Source organism: Methanosarcina sp. MTP4 (genome assembly GCF_000970045.1).
GTDB lineage: Archaea > Halobacteriota > Methanosarcinia > Methanosarcinales > Methanosarcinaceae > MTP4.
Genome location: NZ_CP009505.1, coordinates 3,521,918 through 3,538,219, shown reverse-complemented (window position 1 = coordinate 3,538,219; position 16,302 = coordinate 3,521,918). Strand labels below are relative to the sequence as shown.

Sequence of the window (16,302 nt, the reverse complement as noted above, 5' to 3'; positions counted from 1 at the left end):
AGGGAAAATTCGTATGATTTATTCACCATTTACAGGTGATCACCTATGGAACTGAACATTCTTTCCAAAACAGATAAAGAGCTGGAAGTCGAATTCAAAGGTGAGACTCACACCCTCCTCAATATGCTTAGAGCAAACCTTGTTGCGGATGAAAGGGTTGAGATCGTCTATTACGACATGAAGCACGTGAGCATCAGCGACCCCATTCTCTTCATTAAGACCGACGGTACGGATCCGATCCAGGTTTTAAGGGATGCAGCCTCAACCCTGGTCTCGGAGTGTGAAGAGTTTACCGAAGTCTTCAGCAAGGCCGTAAACGCTTGAAAGGCTTGAAAAGCCGGGGCTTTTGGCTTATTAGCCTTGCCCCTGATTTTTTCCTGACTATCTTTTCTTCCGGCTACTTTTCCTTTGACTACGTTTCTTTGACCACGTTTCTTTGACCACGTTTCTTTTATTCCGTTTTCTTTTCTTCGGTCTAGTTTTTTCTTCCTTGATCACCTTTCTCTTGACTATTTTTTCCTGTTAGTTAGCCCGTTTTTGTCCGTCGAGCTTTTTCCAACCGGCTTTGGGGCTTTTGCAATACTTTTTTTGCAATACTTTTTTATGAGTGCCCTGTATATCACTAGGTAAATCAGCAGCGTACAGCAGGTACAACCAATTATCAGTTTGTTTCGAGGTATTGGGAAAATGACACTTGACGATTCATATCTTCAGAAATTCGGTTTTATTAAAAGAGATACCCTGGGAAGAATTAACATTGACCCTCTCCAGACCGGAGGGCTACTTACCGAAGCTGCCAAACAGGCTCTCATGGAATGGGGGGACGGGTATTCGGTCTGTGACTATTGCGGCGGGGTGCTTGACCTTGTTAAAAAGCCTCCTATCCAGGAATTCGTGCATGGCGCCCTTCCTGAATTCCTGGGCTGCGACGAAGCCAGGGTTACGAACGGAGCCAGGGAGTCCAAGTTTGCAGTCATGCATTCCATGGGAAAACCCGGGGACTGGCTTGTCCTTGACGGGCTTGCCCACTACTCGTCTTATGTTGCAGCCGAGAGGACAGGCATGAATATCAAAGCTGTCCCCCACTCAGGAAGCCCCGAATACTGCCTGGACCCCGAAGCTTACGGGATAGCGATCGAAGAAGTAATAAGGGATAGCGGAAAGCCCCCTGTCCTTGCTCTTATCACCTACCCTGACGGGAGTTACGGAAACGTTCCTGATGCAAGAAAGATCGCATCCATCTGCCATGACTACGATGTCCCCTTGCTCCTGAACGGGGCTTATGCCGTGGGAAGGATGCCTGTAAACGGAAAAGAAATCGGGGCGGACTTTGTCGTGGGCAGCGGGCACAAGTCCATGGCTGCTTCCGGGCCTGTCGGAGTTCTCGGAGTCCGCGAAGAGTATGCTCCCACCGTCTTCAGAAAATCCGTGCACAATAAAGCCAAGGAAATAGAACTCCTCGGCTGCACGGCCAGGGGTGCCACCATCATGACTATGATCGCTTCTTTCCCCGAAGTCGTAAAACGCGTCCGGAACTGGGACCAGGAAGTTGAAAACGCCCGCTGGTTTTCATCAAGGCTTCAGGAAATGGGCTTTATCCAGCGCGGGCAAAACCCCCATTCCCACGACCTTATGTTCTTCGAAGCGCCCGGTTTCTATGAGATCTCCCAGAAAGTCAAAAAGGGCAGGTACTTCCTCTACAAGGAACTCAAGAGCCGGAAAATCCACGGCATCAAGTCCGGACTCACCAGGTACTTCAAGCTCAGCACCTTCGGGGTTGGCAGGGAAAAGCTCGGTGTTGTTGTTGATTCCTTTGAGGAGATCCTCAAGAAATACGAGGACGTTTGATCCTGTTTTAGGTCGATTCATTTTTGAAGCCCGGGAGCAGTTCCATACGAACGTGCCGAATCCCGGGTAACGTGAATTTTTTGTCTCTTTCTTTTCTTATTTTTGTGGTTTGTGGTTTTTTTTCTCCATTTTGTCATTTTGAATGATATTTTTATTATCCATATCGTCATTTATAATGATAACTTTATTATCTATATCATCATTTATAATGATAACTTTATTATCTATTCATTCATTTACAATGGGAACTCTATCACCTGTACCTTCATTCAGAATGAGACTATTGTCAATCTTGCCATCATTCCTGATGAGAAATATTTTGAAAATATTTTCGGAATTAAGTACTAACGCCGGCAGAGGGTGAATTCTATGGACGCAAGGATATTGAGAGAACTTATACGTGAGCAAAAGGTGGATTTTGAATCCCCGGGACCTGAAGGACTTGTGGAAAGGCTTGTAGAAAGGGACGTCCTTGAAAAGGTTTCGGGACTTTTAAAACTCCCTCATGTTCTGGTTATCTCTGGTATGAGGCGTTCCGGAAAGAGTACTCTTCTAAAGGAGATCCGTAATAATTTTTTTAGGGATGAACAGGTCTACTACCTTAATTTTGAGGATGAGCGCCTTATAGGTTTCAGCGCAGGGGACTTTAATCTTCTTTATGAGACATTTATCGAACTTTTCGGGAAACACCGGATCTTTTTCTTTGATGAAATCCAGAATATTGAGGGCTGGGAACACTTTGTCAGAAGGATGTATGACAGGGGCTTCAAGTTTGTTATTACGGGTTCCAATTCCTCCCTGTTAAGCCGGGAGCTCGGGAGCAAATTGACCGGGCGTTACGTCGGAGTGGAACTTTTTCCCTTTTCATTCGGGGAATTCCTGAAATTCAGAAATATTCCTGTGCCTGAAAAGCCATTAACCGAAGAGAGGGGTTTGATAAGGGGTGCTTTCAATGAATACCTGGAAAAAGGAGGCATCCCTGAGTACCTTCGTTTTGAAAATTCCGAACTCCTGAAGACCCTTTATGACAACATCCTGTACAGGGACATTCTGGTCCGCTACGGGCTCGGTGAAGAAAAGGCTTTCAGGGAACTTGCTCTTTACCTTTTCTCCAACTATACTTCCGAGATCAACTACAGTAAACTCCAAAAACTTCTGGGCCTTGGCAGTGCGAACACGGTCAAAAACTACGTTGGCTATCTGGAAAACTCCTACATGGTCTTCACGATACCCAGGTATGATTATTCCCTGAAAAAGCAGATATATTCTCCCAAAAAAGTATACGTAATCGATTCGGCTTTTATAAACCTAGTATCCTTCAAGTTTTCCCGGGACAGGGGAAAATTGCTGGAAAACCTGGTATTTCTGGAACTCAAAAGGAGATACCGGGAGGTCTATTTTCATAAGGGTAAGCAGGAATGTGATTTCATTGTTACCGAAAATAAGCAGCCTGTGGAAGCCATCCAGGTAAGCGTTTCTCTGGATGATAACAGGGAACGGGAATACGGTGGACTCCTTGAAGCTCTGGAAGCTTATGACCTGGATTCCGGTCTGATCCTGACTGAAAGTGATGAATTTGAAGAGGTTTCCCGGGGCAAAACTATTGTGGTGAAACCAATCTGGAAATGGCTTCTGGAATTATTTTAAACCATGAACCTTAGATAAGCAAAGCTAAAAGAGTTTTGCTTGCGTGTAACCATCGTTTTCCGGTCACATGGAAAAATTCAAAAGATTAAAAGTTGAGCTTTTATTTTTTAAAGCTGGCCTTTCCAGCTTGATTCTTACTTCTTCATCTCAACGTTTTCCAGGAACCCTTCTCCCCTCGGTGTCGGGGAATAGTATGCCGTCCCTTCCTTTTCTTCCTTTTCGATGTAAAGGGCATCTTCGAGCATGCTGAGGTGGAAATTGGCCATGGAACTGTTCAGGTTGAATTCCTCTTTTATTTCTTCATAAGACTTCTTGCCGCTCCCAAGGGTGATCAGGATGTTTCTACGGGTGTTATTCTGGAGAGTCTTTAACCCGAATTTGTGGTCTTCAGTGGGGTTTCGCGTTAACTTTCCTTCCCGCTTCATCCTTTCGATCCATTCTTCTTTTTTCCTGGCGTTTTCTTCCGTGTCCATATCTGATCAGTAATACATTTGCAGGATCAATTATATACATTTTTAATTATTCGAACCGTTCAATGGAGTTTCCGGATTTTTCCTTATTTTTTTCCCTAATTCCCCGGGTTCAATCTGGCTTAATTTATAAATAGCCTGAAGGTTTTTTACTTTCCATGAAGCTAAATCCCGAACTTGAATCCCTGGATACCCTTGCAAAAATCATCCTCACCGCCGCCCGCACCGCCCCGAAAGGCAAGGGCATAGACGACATCGTGACCTGCCTCCTTGACCCTGAAGAAAAAGCCGAACTCGCAGGCAAGATGGAAGAGCTGAGCAAAATCAAAAGCCTCAAATTCCTGCTCCGGGACGCCCGGAACGTAAGGGGTGCAGATGCCATTGTCCTGATCGGCCTGAAGGCTTCGGGAGTGAGCAGCCTGGACTGCGGAGCCTGCGGCTTTGCGACCTGCAAAGAGATGCTCGCGCATGAAAAGGTTCAGAAGGAATTTCTCGGGCCCCAGTGCATGATCAAGTACCTGGACCTCGGGATTGCCGTGGGCTCGGCCGCAGCGAAGGCAAAGGACCTCTGCATCGATAACCGTGTGCTGTATTCTGCCGGGGCTGCAGCCTGCTATTTTAAAATGATAGATGCGGATGTTGCAATGGGGCTTCCGCTGAGTGTGAAAGGAAAGAACATTTTCTTTGACAGGCCTTCCACAAGATAAATTCAGTACTGAATAGGATTAAAAAAGGTTAAAAATAATGAATGGAAGTTAAAACGTTTTTTCTTTTAATTTTTTTTACTCACTCTTTTTTAATTTGCCCCGGAGCATTTTCAGATCCTTTATCTTTTTTCGAGCTTTCTGAATCTAATCCCAGTATCTTTACGTCCAGGTCATCGCTCAATCCCCCTTTGCCAAGGTCGAAAGTGAATTTTAATTCATCCCCTGGTTCCAGGTTAATTCCCTCAAATGCTGATTTATCGTAAACCAATATTATTTCTTTATCTGATACCAGTATATCGGAATACTCTAATTCTCTTTTCTCAAGCCCATCGTCGACATAGACATCCAGATCAATTTCCTTGCTATCCAGCGGATCAATTATGTATCCACCAATATCATCCATGTCTACGATAACCAATACATTCTTAAATTCGTTACCTACTACCCAATACTTTGTTGCACTTGCAGCAGGCAAAAGCATACTTGTTAAGACAAGTAAAACTCCGAAGCAAATTGTTATATTTCTTTTAGTTCCCATTTTCATTTTCCCCTGTGTTTTTCCACCTGGCGTTTTTCTGTTATTTGGGGTTTGAATAATTCTTTCTAATTATATAATTTTTGAAATCATGTTCAGGAATAATTGTTCTGTAAATGTGCCTCTTGATCTCTTTTTTGATGTAATCTCAACTCCCTACTTTTCCTGAATATTTCTATCTTGTAGCCGGAGCTATCAAAAAAGTGAAATATGACTTCGGCATCGTTTCCGGTCTTCTTGAAGATAATAAAAAGGCCTGGCATGAGGATAAAATAGAATAGTTATCAAGCTCGGGAGTTCCATATTTTTTCCTTTTTTATGCACAAAAAATCAATGTGTATTAAGCACAATTTCAATGTTAGTTTTATGTTTCCTGATTCCGGATGTACAATGCCTCTGTTGCATGCGATTTTTTGAATCCCATGGTGGATTCTCTATCCCAAATATATAAAAAAGGAATTTTTTGTTTCCCACCGAATGAACATTATATCCGGGAATTTGGCCCTGACCCTGGTACGTTGGGGCGAAGGCAGGTTCCTCTACATAAAAACGCTGTATCGGCGGATGAGCCACAAAAAAGGTAAATTTAAAAATTGAAGGTAAAAAGAAGAAAATTGATGGTGGAAGTTGAAGGTATAAATTTAAGGTACAAAAGAAAGTTGAAAGTTTCAGGACCTTGTCAGCGTTTTCTGACAGGTATTACTTACTGTCATTACCTGAAATCCTTCGGTTCCTCGAAATATTTGTTTTCCGGAAGAAAACCCTGGATTATTAACCTTTTCCTTAGATGAAATGGATCAATTATTAAAGAAATAGATGAACTAAAAAGCAGTTTAAAGAGGGACAATATCTGCTTTTCACAAAAAAGAAAGGGCACAGGCAATGCCTGAACCCTGAATTTCTTATCCTGCTTCAGTACCTTTCCGGTGCCCAGAAGCAATACCCGTTGTTGTACCAGTCCAGCCACTCGTAGAGCGGTTCACCTTCCTTCCATTCTTTACTGTTTCCTTTTACCTTACTGCCTATTGGATTTTCTTCCATCCATGCATCGGCCTCGGCAATGAAATCAATGCCTGCTTCCTCTGCACATTTATCGTATTCGTTGCCTATCAGCACATTCAGCTTGGCAGCCACAAGAGCAGGGAACATGGTGAAGGTCTTGTCCTTCTTCACCGGATCCATCATGTAATCTATTGCATCATCTCTCGGGTAAATTATTCCTCCTATCTCGATTTCATCCACAGGCCACGCCTCCGGGTGGTTCTTCCAGTATCCCGGAGTTCCGACTCCCGGTGCATCGATGCCAAAGTAGTGGCTCGGATCAGTGTCAGTGGCTGTCATGCCGTCATAGTAGCCTGTTGCAGTTCCGTTGTTTGCGTACTGCCCTACCATTGCAGTACCCGTGGCTGTGCATGTAATCGATTCGCCTGGGTCAAGTGTGTCAGTCGGGCAGCTTACCGTAACTCCTTGGTCATCAGTGACCACGATATTCGTCAGTGTCACGTCCCCTGTGTTCGTGACCACATAGGTCCATTCAATGGGTGCACCAACCACATATGACAAGCCCGGTGGTGCATCTGCATCTTCGCCGTTTGTTGACTTTTCGATATCAATTTCCGGTGCTGCTGCTTCTTCGCCCAGGTAATTGCTCGGGTCTGTGTCTGTTACCGTGATTCCGTCGTAATCTGCGTTTACAGTCCCGTTGTTTGCGTACGGTCCCGATATTGCGGTTCCTGTTGCGTTGTATATCCATATCTCGCCTGGCTGTAGTATGTTGTCTCCGTCGTCCCCTGACTGGTAAACCGGAGTTACTCCCTGGTCATCAGTCACTGTAACGTTTATCAGTGGCACGTTTCCTGTGTTGTTTACCACATATTCCCATGTCACTGTGTCTCCAGCCGTAATCGTTGGTCCCGGTGGTGCATCTGCATCTTCGCCGTTTGTTGACTTTTCGATATCAATTTCTGGAGCTGCTGCTTCTTCGCCCAGGTAATTGCTCGGGTCTGTGTCTGTTACCGTGATTCCGTCGTAATCTGCGTTTACAGTCCCGTTGTTTGCGTACGGTCCCGATATTGCGGTTCCTGTTGCGTTGTATATCCATATCTCGCCTGGCTGTAGTATGTTGTCTCCGTCGTCCCCTGACTGGTAAACCGGAGTTACTCCCTGGTCATCAGTCACTGTAACGTTTATCAGTGGCACGTTTCCTGTGTTGTTTACCACATATTCCCATGTCACTGTGTCTCCAGCCGTAATCGTTGGTCCCGGTGGTGCATCTGCATCTTCGCCGTTTGTTGACTTTTCGATATCAATTTCCGGTGCTGCTGCTTCTTCGCCCAGGTAATTACTCGGGTCTGTGTCTGTTACAGTCATTCCATCGTAATCTGCGTTTACAGTCCCGTTGTTTGCGTACGGCTCCGATATTGCGGTTCCTGTTACGTTGTATATCCATATCTCGCCCGGCTGTAGTATATTGTCTCCGTCGTCCCCTGACTGGTAAACCGGAGTTACTCCCTGGTCATCAGTCACTATAACGTTTATCAGTGGCACGTTTCCTGTGTTGTTCACCACATATTCCCAGGTGACGGTGTCTCCAGCCGTAATCGTTGGTCCCGGTGGTGCATCTGCATCTTCGCCGTTTGTTGACTTTTCGATATCAATTTCTGGAGCTGCTGCTTCTTCGCCCAGGTAATTGCTCGGGTCTGTGTCTGTTACCGTGATTCCGTCGTAATCTGCGTTTACACTTGACTTTCAAAGATGCATGATTTTCCGTCATCAAGCGACTATATTTGTGTAGGCCTAAGAAATGAATGATCCTAATGATAGCGTTTTTATTGAGATGGCAGGTATTTTCCCAGGTTCAAGAAAGAGAATAATGATGCTTGCTTTGTGCTCATCTCCTCCATAATTATTTTACTTTCATTTGATTTTTTTTCCTGGACAACCGCCAGCCTTATTTCCGACAAATTTTCAATGAGTTTCCTCATAGATAATCCATATCTTTTGGTTTCCCAGGCTAAATATCTGTAGAAAAGTAAGCCAATTATGGACAGAAACACATGAACTCTAATATTTTCGTCTTTATGGTGATAAACAGGTCCTACAGGGACAAGCAAGTGATCGTTCAATAGCTTAAAATCATCCTCTATAGCGCCTTTGTTGTTGTATGTCTGCACAATTTTTTTGGTATGCCACTGATGTTTATCTGTAAACAGTAGATTTTTTCCAAATGATTTTTCACACTTGTTTTCATTTTCCTCATCAATCCAGAACTTTAACTGGGGCTTTTTCTTACCTTCCGGAACATCAGTTATTTCATATTTCACTTCAGTCCTGTACTTTTTGATAATTATGTCAGCAACCTCTTTTTCCACGCTGCTTCTGTTTCTTGCTTTTCCTCTGTTGCTTTCCAGTCTCTTCTGTAGATCCTCCAAATTCTCAATTATTTTTGATTTATTTGATTCATAAGTTCTTTTTTGAAGTTTGTAAGTTCCTTCGTTGTAGGTTATCACGGTTGTAAACTCGGTCCCGTAAAACTGGTGCGTTGTCCGAAATCCATAAATTTTATTGTCTTTTGAAGTCTCATATAAATGTTTAAATTTGGAGAGGGGAATATCAAGCAGCTCTTCGGCCTGATTTGCTTTTACAGCCCCTACAAAATTCATCTTTGAAGTTACCTTCTCAATGTTGTCCTTAGAGTTGTTTCCTTTATCAAAAACAAGAACAAGGTCTTCCGAACAAATATTCAACTCAGACAGACGAGTTATTATTTTGTCTATTAGGCCTGAAAATTCCTCTGAATCATGAACATTTCCAGGATATGTTTCGTGAATAAAAGGGATGTTATAATCATTTGCAGCCAGTGCTACAGACACCTGATTTTTGTCTTTACGATGCTTTTTGTTATACCCTTTATGAAGAAGTTCACTTTTTTCATCATGATTGGTAGCATAGGTAAACCAGTTTGATTCATCCACAAATAGTACAGAGGGAGTCAACCCCTTTTTTACAAGAACTTGGCACAGATCGTCCTCGATTTTTTTCATTGTGTCAGAATCGATGTAGCTCATTTGATTCAAGAAATTCTGACAACTTAATCTGTGTGGAAAGTTCCACATAAAAGCTAAGGTGGATTTATTGAACCATTCTTCGATACCGTTTTCACTTAGAACTCCATGACTTTTTCCTATAATATCAAGTAAAAGATATTCCCCTACACTCAAACCATCTATTGACTTTTTTTCAGTGTGACTGTTTACGATATCAACAAATCCAAATTCTTCATTCACATGAAGAAGTGCGGCAACTTTGCCGTATTCAAAGGATCTAAGTTTAATATAGGGCAATGATTCACACAGGTTTTTCATCTCAAGTATCTTTTCTGCGTTGCCCAGATAGACCTGAAAAATAGTTTTCACTTTTCCATTAACTCTACCAGTTTTAACAATATACCAGTATGATTTACCGTTGATTAATTTCTGTTTTAAAAAAACCATATAGTTTATTTAGGCATTACATATATAAATACTTTTTGAAAAAAACAATATCAATAGACTTTTTAAAGTGAATTAGATACTTAGGCTCTACAAACGCATTTTTTGAACACGTTCTCTTGCTATTGATTTTTGTGGAAAATCAAGGGGAAAATCGCGTTTCTTTGAAAGCTGAGTTACAGTCCCGTTGTTTGCGTACGGTCCCGATATTGCGGTTCCTGTTGCGTTGTATATCCATATCTCGCCTGGCTGTAGTATATTGTCTCCGTCGTCCCCTGACTGGTAAACCGGAGTTACTCCCTGGTCATCAGTCACTGTAACGTTTATCAGTGGCACGTTTCCTGTGTTGTTCACCACATATTCCCATGTGACTGTTTCTCCAGCCGTAATTGTCGGTCCCGGTGGTGCATCTGCATCTTCCCCGTTTGTTGACTTTTCGATATCAATTTCCGGTGCTGCTGGTAATCCTGCACAGAAAGTACCGTCATTACGGGTGGAAACGGGTGCTGACCAGGAGTTGAGAATCGATGGACCCGCACCTCCCAGATCACTCACGTCGATTTCGTAGATTGTGCCTGTATTCTGATACAGGAAGATGGTCCCCCGTACGGAGTCATACCAGGCTGCACCAAATGCAGTGGTAGGGCCAAAACCGACATCATAGTCGGTTCGAACGCCAGTTGCAGGGTTTAGTACCGAGAGCTGGCTGTTGGAATTGAGACTTGTCCCCCACTGGTCGCCGCCGTAGAGCAGCCCGTCATTCGGGTTGTAGGCCCAGTCGTTGACCCAGGCATTGTCCCCGGTGATGGAGACAATGGTCACGGGGGGCAGCGGGTTTGGTGGCCCTGCCCAGCTTCCCAGATCGAGCTTGTAGAGGTTCAGGTTGTATCCGAGTGTAGTCTGTGGATCATCACTTCTCGCGCCGAATGTGATGTACATGGTGTTGCCGTCGGCTGAGATGTCCCCTGCGTCGAACCGTGTTTGTACTCCCGTCGGCAGGCCCGGTGGAAGTCCGAGACCTTCGATGTTGCCGTTGGCATCTATCCGAATAATCTGGACAATCCCGTCACCATACCCGGTTCCCTGGAGCTGGGCGGCGTAGAGCAGTCCGTCTGTCGACCGATACCCAAGGTTGTTGTATTCGATTGTGGCGGTGGGAAGGATCTGGGTTAGTGTAGCCGACCCGTCCGTCAGGGTGACATTGTAGAGATTTGCTAGTTGGTCCTGGACGACGAATGCCTTGCCGTCGCAGGTGAATGGCTCCTGTGCCGAAGCAGCCCCGGGCATCATAGCTAGAAGGGCTACCATGGCTAAGAAAAAGATTATTTTTCTGGATGTAATCATGTTATTGATATCTCCTTTTAGTTTTTGGAAATTGAAATTTCTTATTGATGTCTCTGATTTGCTGTTGAAATTTTCTGTATGGAAAAAGACTGATATCCATCTAGAATCAGTAATAATCGCGGTTTTCCTGTGTTTGGAAAATGCAATATTTTTTTCAAAGTTTTGTCTTGCAAATATGGCTTAGGAATGGTGAAAATATAACTTCAGATTTTCATATCGGGAATTGCTCTATACTCATACAGGTTGTGTTTTTGTTGGTGGAGACGTTTGGTGTGTGCATTCAAACCACGGAAAGACACGGAAAATCACGGAAAAAGAACGGGTGGAAGACGGCAATTAAGGTTGATATGGCGTTTTGTTCACAATGAGTTTTGAATCGATTATTTAAAGTCCCGGAGTACTCATCGGCCGTCAGGCCGGCTTCCGTGTCCTTTCGTGTGTTCCGTGGTTAAGGGATCGTAAACAAAAATACTTGATGTTATCTTTGACTTATCCCTTAAAGCCACTAAAGACCCAGAATAAATTGCTGCATTTCGTGTATTTTTGTTTTAACCACCCCCGAATTTTTCCCCCTATGATAATTGGTCTGTGACGCTACCCATTTTCATTCCATATAATAATATAATTTTGGAATTTATCTTCAGTATTTTATATTCTGATATGACGTCTAATGATTCCTTTTTTAAGGAATATTCAACCCCAAAATTATTCAATGAATTTCAACTTAACAGTGTGAACCGTTGAAAAATTCACGACCCTTCATGATGTCATTTTTATTTTTATAAAGATCCCAATTAGACCGAAATTGAAGAAAAAAGGAAAAATTTGAAGGGTCACGAGTTTAAAATTCTCTCGTTTATATACATCCATGTAGATACATTTAAAAACTGGAACACAATCGACCTGTATTTCTAAAGTTCTTGTGGATTAACTTCATTCTTGGGGTAGCATGTAGTTTTTGGACTTCAGAAAGATACCAGATAACTAATTAAATTAAAAAACAATTCACAAGTTTCAATGGATGATCAAGTACCTTGAACTTTGGGAAGTTTAGGTTTTGATATGGCAAAGTTTTTCCGAATCAACAGAAGGATCTTGAAAAGCGAAAGTAAAAAGAGAAGGTAAAATGAAAAAGTAGAAAAGAAGAAAATAGAAAGGTTCAGGCTTCTGGTCTGTTTTTAAGCTTTTAAACTTTCACCTGAAATCCTTCAATCCTTCAAAATCCAGGGTTGCAAAGTAGTCCTCGATGGTCTCGGCTCTCCGGATCTGCACGACGCTTCCATCTTCCCTGAGGAGGAGTTCGGCTGAGCGGAGTTTTCCGTTGTAGTTGAAACCCATGGCATGCCCGTGGGCGCCGGCGTCGTGGATTGCCAGGATGTCGCCTATTTCGATTTCCGGGAGTATCCGGTCGATTGCAAACTTGTCGTTGTTTTCGCAAAGGGAACCGGTTACGTCATATTTGTGGACAGGGGGTTCGTTTTCTTTCCCGAGCACGCTTATATGGTGGTATGCTCCGTAGAGTCCCGGGCGCATGAGGTTTGCCATGCAGGAGTCCATCCCTACGTAGTCCTTGTAGGTGCTTTTGAGGTGCCTGACCTGGGAGATGAGGTAGCCGTAGGGTCCTGTTATGACCCTCCCGCATTCGATATAGATCTTGAGAGGAGCGAGCCCGTTTGCGGTGATTGTGGCGTCGTAGGCTTCTTTTGCGCCTTTTGCAATGACATCGAAGGAGACCGGTTCCTGGTCGGGCCTGTAGGGGATGCCGATCCCGCCGCCGAGGTTTACGAACTCGAACTGGATTCCGAGTTCCTTTGAGATTTCCACGATGAGCTCGAAGAGGATCCTGGCGGTTTCCACGAAGTATTTGGGGTCAAGCTCGTTCGAGGCGACCATTGTGTGCATCCCGAAGCGTTTTACGCCCTTGTCCCTGAGGGTCCTGTACCCTTCGAAGAGCTGTTCCCGGGTAAAACCGTACTTGGCTTCTTCGGGTTTTCCGATGATGGCGTTTCCTTCCTTCAGGGGGCCGGGGTTGTACCTGAAGCAGACGATTTCCGGGAGCCCGGCGTGTGCTTCCAGGTAGGGGATGTGGCTGATGTCGTCCAGGTTAATGTAGCCGCCCATTTCTTTTGCCTTTACGAACTCCTCGGCAGGGGTGTCGTTGGAACTGAACATGATGTCGTCCCCTGTCATTCCCGCCTTTTCCGCCAAAATCAGCTCGGGTAGGGAACTGCAGTCCGCCCCGAAGCCTTCTTCCTTGAGGATTTTCAGGATATAGGGATTTGGAAGGGCCTTTACGGCAAAGAATTCCTTGAAGCCGGGGACGTCCCTGAAAGCTTTCTTCATCTTCCGGGCGTTTTCCCGAATGGCCTTTTCATCGTAAATGTGGAAAGGGGTCGGGTATTTTTCAATAATTTTTTGCATCTCTTCTTTAGTGAACGGCAGGGCCTTTGAAACCATTATCATAACCTTTTGTCGAATTTTTCTGTCCTGACAGACTTTTCTGTCTGCTGGACTTTTACTTATTATCGAATTTTCCTGCTTATTGGACCTGTACCCATTTGAATTTTTGTTCCCTTATTACCTTTTCCCCGATTTTCGGGGATAAACTCCACTATATATTCATGAAGTTTCAATGTACCACTATTTACCTTTACCAAAAACTATTTGAACAAAAAACGACATGTAAAGCAAATACCGACATATTGAGCGACCGTGGTTTAGTGGCTATGACCTGAGCTTCCCAAGCTTAGAACCCGGGTTCGAATCCCGGCGGTCGCATCATTAGTTTTTTTCTAAACTTCTTTCCTATGAACTTCTTTCCTAAAATGAGAACAGAATCTTTTTATCTTTAATCCGAAAGCTCAAGCGGAACTTTTTTCCTGTAAACCATTCCCTGGAATATAGCCACAAGGTCCCCTTCATCATCGGTGACGTTTACGGTGCAGGTGGCGAGTTTGGGGTTTATCGATGTCTCCTTCGCCTCGGCTGTGAGAGTTCCCTTTGTTCCGGCTTTTACATAGGAGATATTTGCATTGATTCCGACTGCAGCATTCCCGTATGCGTTTGAGGCTGCGGCAAAAGCAAGGTCGGCAAGGGTGAATATTGCCCCTCCCTGTACGGCTCTTAAAGCATTAAGGTGCTTTTCCTCGATTTCCATCCTGGTTTTTGCATATCCGGGGGAAACTTCCAGCAGTTCTATTCCCGAATGTGCGGCAAAATTATCTTTTTTAAAAAATTGTTTTAGATTTTCCATGGGGTAGCTCCTGAAGTTTTAGTAAAGTTATGCTTTATTTTAAATGTTCTCTGTTAAAGTTATGCCTGACTAATTGTATTTTGAGATCGTTGGGATCGCGGAAATGTTGGAGATTTCCCGGGAGTTACGGAAAATTAGGTAAAAGTATTTTTTGTTCTGAAAAGTATTTCCTGTGCTGAAGTCAAAACACAGCTAATAAAAAAGAGAGAAAGGGTCTTAAAGCCCTCTCTGGTCAGGGTGGTGTGATACAGAAGTCAAACTTGATGTTACTCAACGCTGCTGTACCGCTGTTGTTGTCACTGGTCACGGTGAATGCGTAGGTGTAGGTTCCGTCTCCGTTATCCGTCTTGCTGACGAAATCTATGGTGAAACCATTGGCGTCTGTGGCTGATCCTCCTACAGGAAGAGTGGTAGTAACTTCCCCTGTCCCTGCCTTTGTTGTCACGTTGACCGAACTCACGTCTTTGTCGGTACGGATCTTGAATGTGTCGGTTTCAACGGCTCCGTCTTCTCCAAGGTTATCTTCTCCTCCGGTGCTGTTGGTTGCTCCTTCGAACTTGATGGTGCAGCCGGGGGTATCCCTGACCACATCATAAGTGATCTCTTCTCCATCCCTATCGACGTTGTAGTTATCACCTTCTCCTGCTCCGTCCAGAGGAATTTCTCCATCCCCTGCAGTGCCGCCGCTCTGCACCGTGTAGGGGAAGTACATACCCCAGTTTCCTTTATCTACGAATCTGGTGCCTGCACCCCAGGCGGTCTCTTCCGTAACTTCAACACAGTCCTGCAGGGACTGTACGGCGTTCAGGTCGTACCCGTCGGCGGCGTTGTTATGCAGGCCGGGATCGGTGGTGTCAACGATTTTGATGTACCTTGCTTCTTCCAGGTCTCCCAGGTCGAATTCGGCAATAGTGTGGATGTTAAAGTCCGGGTCTCTCTGGGTGTTGTCGGCTTCGCCAAGGTATGTCCAGGCTCCACCATCCGGACTTGCATAGACTGCAACTTTTTCAACCGGGTAGGTCCCCCAGGTGTCTTCGATGATCTTCAGGTCATTGCCTTCACCGTTCCTGATTGGACATGCGAATTCAACGGTGATATTGCCACCAAGCCCGAGGCTGAAGAAATTGCTTTCTTCCTGTCCGGTTTCATATACCAGGCCCTGTTCAGGAACAGAACGTGCGGCTAAGACTGCGGTTCCGTCCTTTTTAAGTCCCTGGTTATAATCAATAACCGTGGATGCGTAATAGGGTGCTTCTGTAATAACTTCGGTTTTTATTACAACCGCATGTGTAGCTATTTCCAGGTCGTCCCCGATATTTGCTCCTTCTTCGGATAGGTCCACTTTGTAGGTGTAGCTATCAACACAGTCGTGTTCCATGGAATACTCAAACTGGCCGGGAATGGGATTTCCTTTACTTGTCGTTGGTATCTCTTCCCCCGGAGTTGCTACATGCAGGTGTGTTTCGGTCAGGCACCAGTCCTCATCGGTGTCATACGTAACGTAGAGGTAGTTCCCGTCGTTCCATACCTTCACATCACCGGCATCCATATTCTGTCCTGCTATCAAGTCAATCGTGTACGGATCTGACTCGGTATGTGCCATCGCCATAATAGGCAATAAAGCCAGAGCTACCGCTAAAGCTGTTATGTAACTTTTTTTCAAATCGTTATCCCCTTATGTACTTTTTTTGGTTTTTCGTCAAAATCAGATCAGGGTATGAATCCGGCTATTGTCTAGCTTAACAAACCGTTCTCCCCCTCATCAGCCTGTTTATATTATCCTCGAATGTATTTAAACATTATTATATTATTATTTTTATATTGTGTGCCCGAAATAAATTTCAAATTTAGATGACTATAAATGATATTTCTCGGCAGGTAAAAATGTAAAAATGGTACCACTTTTGCGTTCTATTGGAGTTCATTTTCTCCCGGAATTCTTTCAAGGACATCTATATTGGCAAAAGGAGAAGGACATTTTATCGTGAAAAAATTTTCATAACTATTA

The 16,302-nt window shown here is 44.1% G+C and carries 12 protein-coding genes and 1 tRNA gene; 5 read left to right on the top strand and 8 right to left on the bottom strand.

Annotated features, from left to right (window positions below):
- Nucleotides 1–45 precede the first annotated feature (45 nt).
- The 3 genes from MSMTP_RS14845 (at nt 46) to MSMTP_RS14830 (ending at nt 3,495) form a co-directional block, all read left to right on the top strand.
- Nucleotides 46–324, top strand: coding sequence for a DNA-directed RNA polymerase subunit L (locus MSMTP_RS14845; protein ID WP_048180985.1), 279 nt, complete (start codon nt 46–48; stop codon nt 322–324).
- A 363-nt stretch (nt 325–687) separates the two neighbouring features.
- Nucleotides 688–1,848, top strand: a complete 1,161-nt coding sequence (pscS, locus tag MSMTP_RS14840) for an O-phospho-L-seryl-tRNA:Cys-tRNA synthase (RefSeq protein ID WP_048180982.1) — start codon at nt 688–690, stop codon at nt 1,846–1,848.
- Nucleotides 1,849–2,217: 369 nt separating this feature from the next.
- Complete coding sequence (locus tag MSMTP_RS14830; protein ID WP_082090651.1) at nt 2,218–3,495, top strand: ATP-binding protein; 1,278 nt, start codon at nt 2,218–2,220, stop codon at nt 3,493–3,495.
- 134 nt (nt 3,496–3,629) lie between these two features.
- Here the strand turns inward: MSMTP_RS14830 and MSMTP_RS14825 are convergent, their stop codons facing one another.
- On the bottom strand, nt 3,630–3,968 hold the full coding sequence (locus tag MSMTP_RS14825; protein WP_048180975.1) for a winged helix-turn-helix domain-containing protein: 339 nt from the start codon (nt 3,966–3,968) through the stop codon (nt 3,630–3,632).
- A gap of 155 nt (nt 3,969–4,123) precedes the next feature.
- Between MSMTP_RS14825 and MSMTP_RS14820 the strand changes: the two genes are divergently transcribed.
- Nucleotides 4,124–4,672 carry a ferredoxin domain-containing protein gene (locus tag MSMTP_RS14820; RefSeq protein WP_048180973.1) on the top strand — a complete coding sequence of 183 codons (549 nt, stop codon included), beginning with the start codon at nt 4,124–4,126 and terminating at the stop codon, nt 4,670–4,672.
- A 79-nt stretch (nt 4,673–4,751) separates the two neighbouring features.
- Here the strand turns inward: MSMTP_RS14820 and MSMTP_RS14815 are convergent, their stop codons facing one another.
- From MSMTP_RS14815 to MSMTP_RS14785, 5 genes are all read right to left on the bottom strand, one after another.
- Complete coding sequence (locus tag MSMTP_RS14815; RefSeq protein ID WP_048180969.1) at nt 4,752–5,210, bottom strand: hypothetical protein; 459 nt, start codon at nt 5,208–5,210, stop codon at nt 4,752–4,754.
- A 909-nt stretch (nt 5,211–6,119) separates the two neighbouring features.
- The gene (locus MSMTP_RS14805) at nt 6,120–7,808 is read right to left on the bottom strand and encodes a hypothetical protein (protein WP_369799647.1); all 1,689 of its coding nucleotides are present in this window, start codon (nt 7,806–7,808) and stop codon (nt 6,120–6,122) included.
- A 227-nt stretch (nt 7,809–8,035) separates the two neighbouring features.
- Nucleotides 8,036–9,700 (bottom strand): IS1634 family transposase, encoded by a 1,665-nt coding sequence (locus MSMTP_RS14800; protein WP_048180962.1) that lies wholly within the window; start codon nt 9,698–9,700, stop codon nt 8,036–8,038.
- An 87-nt stretch (nt 9,701–9,787) separates the two neighbouring features.
- Complete coding sequence (locus tag MSMTP_RS14795; protein WP_082090649.1) at nt 9,788–11,041, bottom strand: DUF6923 family protein; 1,254 nt, start codon at nt 11,039–11,041, stop codon at nt 9,788–9,790.
- Nucleotides 11,042–12,235: 1,194 nt separating this feature from the next.
- Entirely contained in the window at nt 12,236–13,498 is a 1,263-nt protein-coding gene (locus tag MSMTP_RS14785) for a diaminopimelate decarboxylase (protein ID WP_048183747.1), read from the bottom strand.
- A gap of 249 nt (nt 13,499–13,747) precedes the next feature.
- On the opposite strand from MSMTP_RS14785, the gene MSMTP_RS14780 reads away from it, so the two are divergent.
- Nucleotides 13,748–13,819, top strand: a tRNA-Gly gene (locus tag MSMTP_RS14780).
- 70 nt (nt 13,820–13,889) lie between these two features.
- Here MSMTP_RS14780 and MSMTP_RS14775 read toward each other — a convergent pair.
- Together MSMTP_RS14775 and MSMTP_RS14770 are read right to left on the bottom strand one after the other, a co-directional pair.
- On the bottom strand, nt 13,890–14,294 hold the full coding sequence (locus tag MSMTP_RS14775; RefSeq protein WP_048180951.1) for a PaaI family thioesterase: 405 nt from the start codon (nt 14,292–14,294) through the stop codon (nt 13,890–13,892).
- Nucleotides 14,295–14,526: 232 nt separating this feature from the next.
- Nucleotides 14,527–15,957, bottom strand: a complete 1,431-nt coding sequence (locus tag MSMTP_RS14770) for a hypothetical protein (RefSeq protein WP_156153858.1) — start codon at nt 15,955–15,957, stop codon at nt 14,527–14,529.
- Nucleotides 15,958–16,302 lie beyond the last annotated feature (345 nt).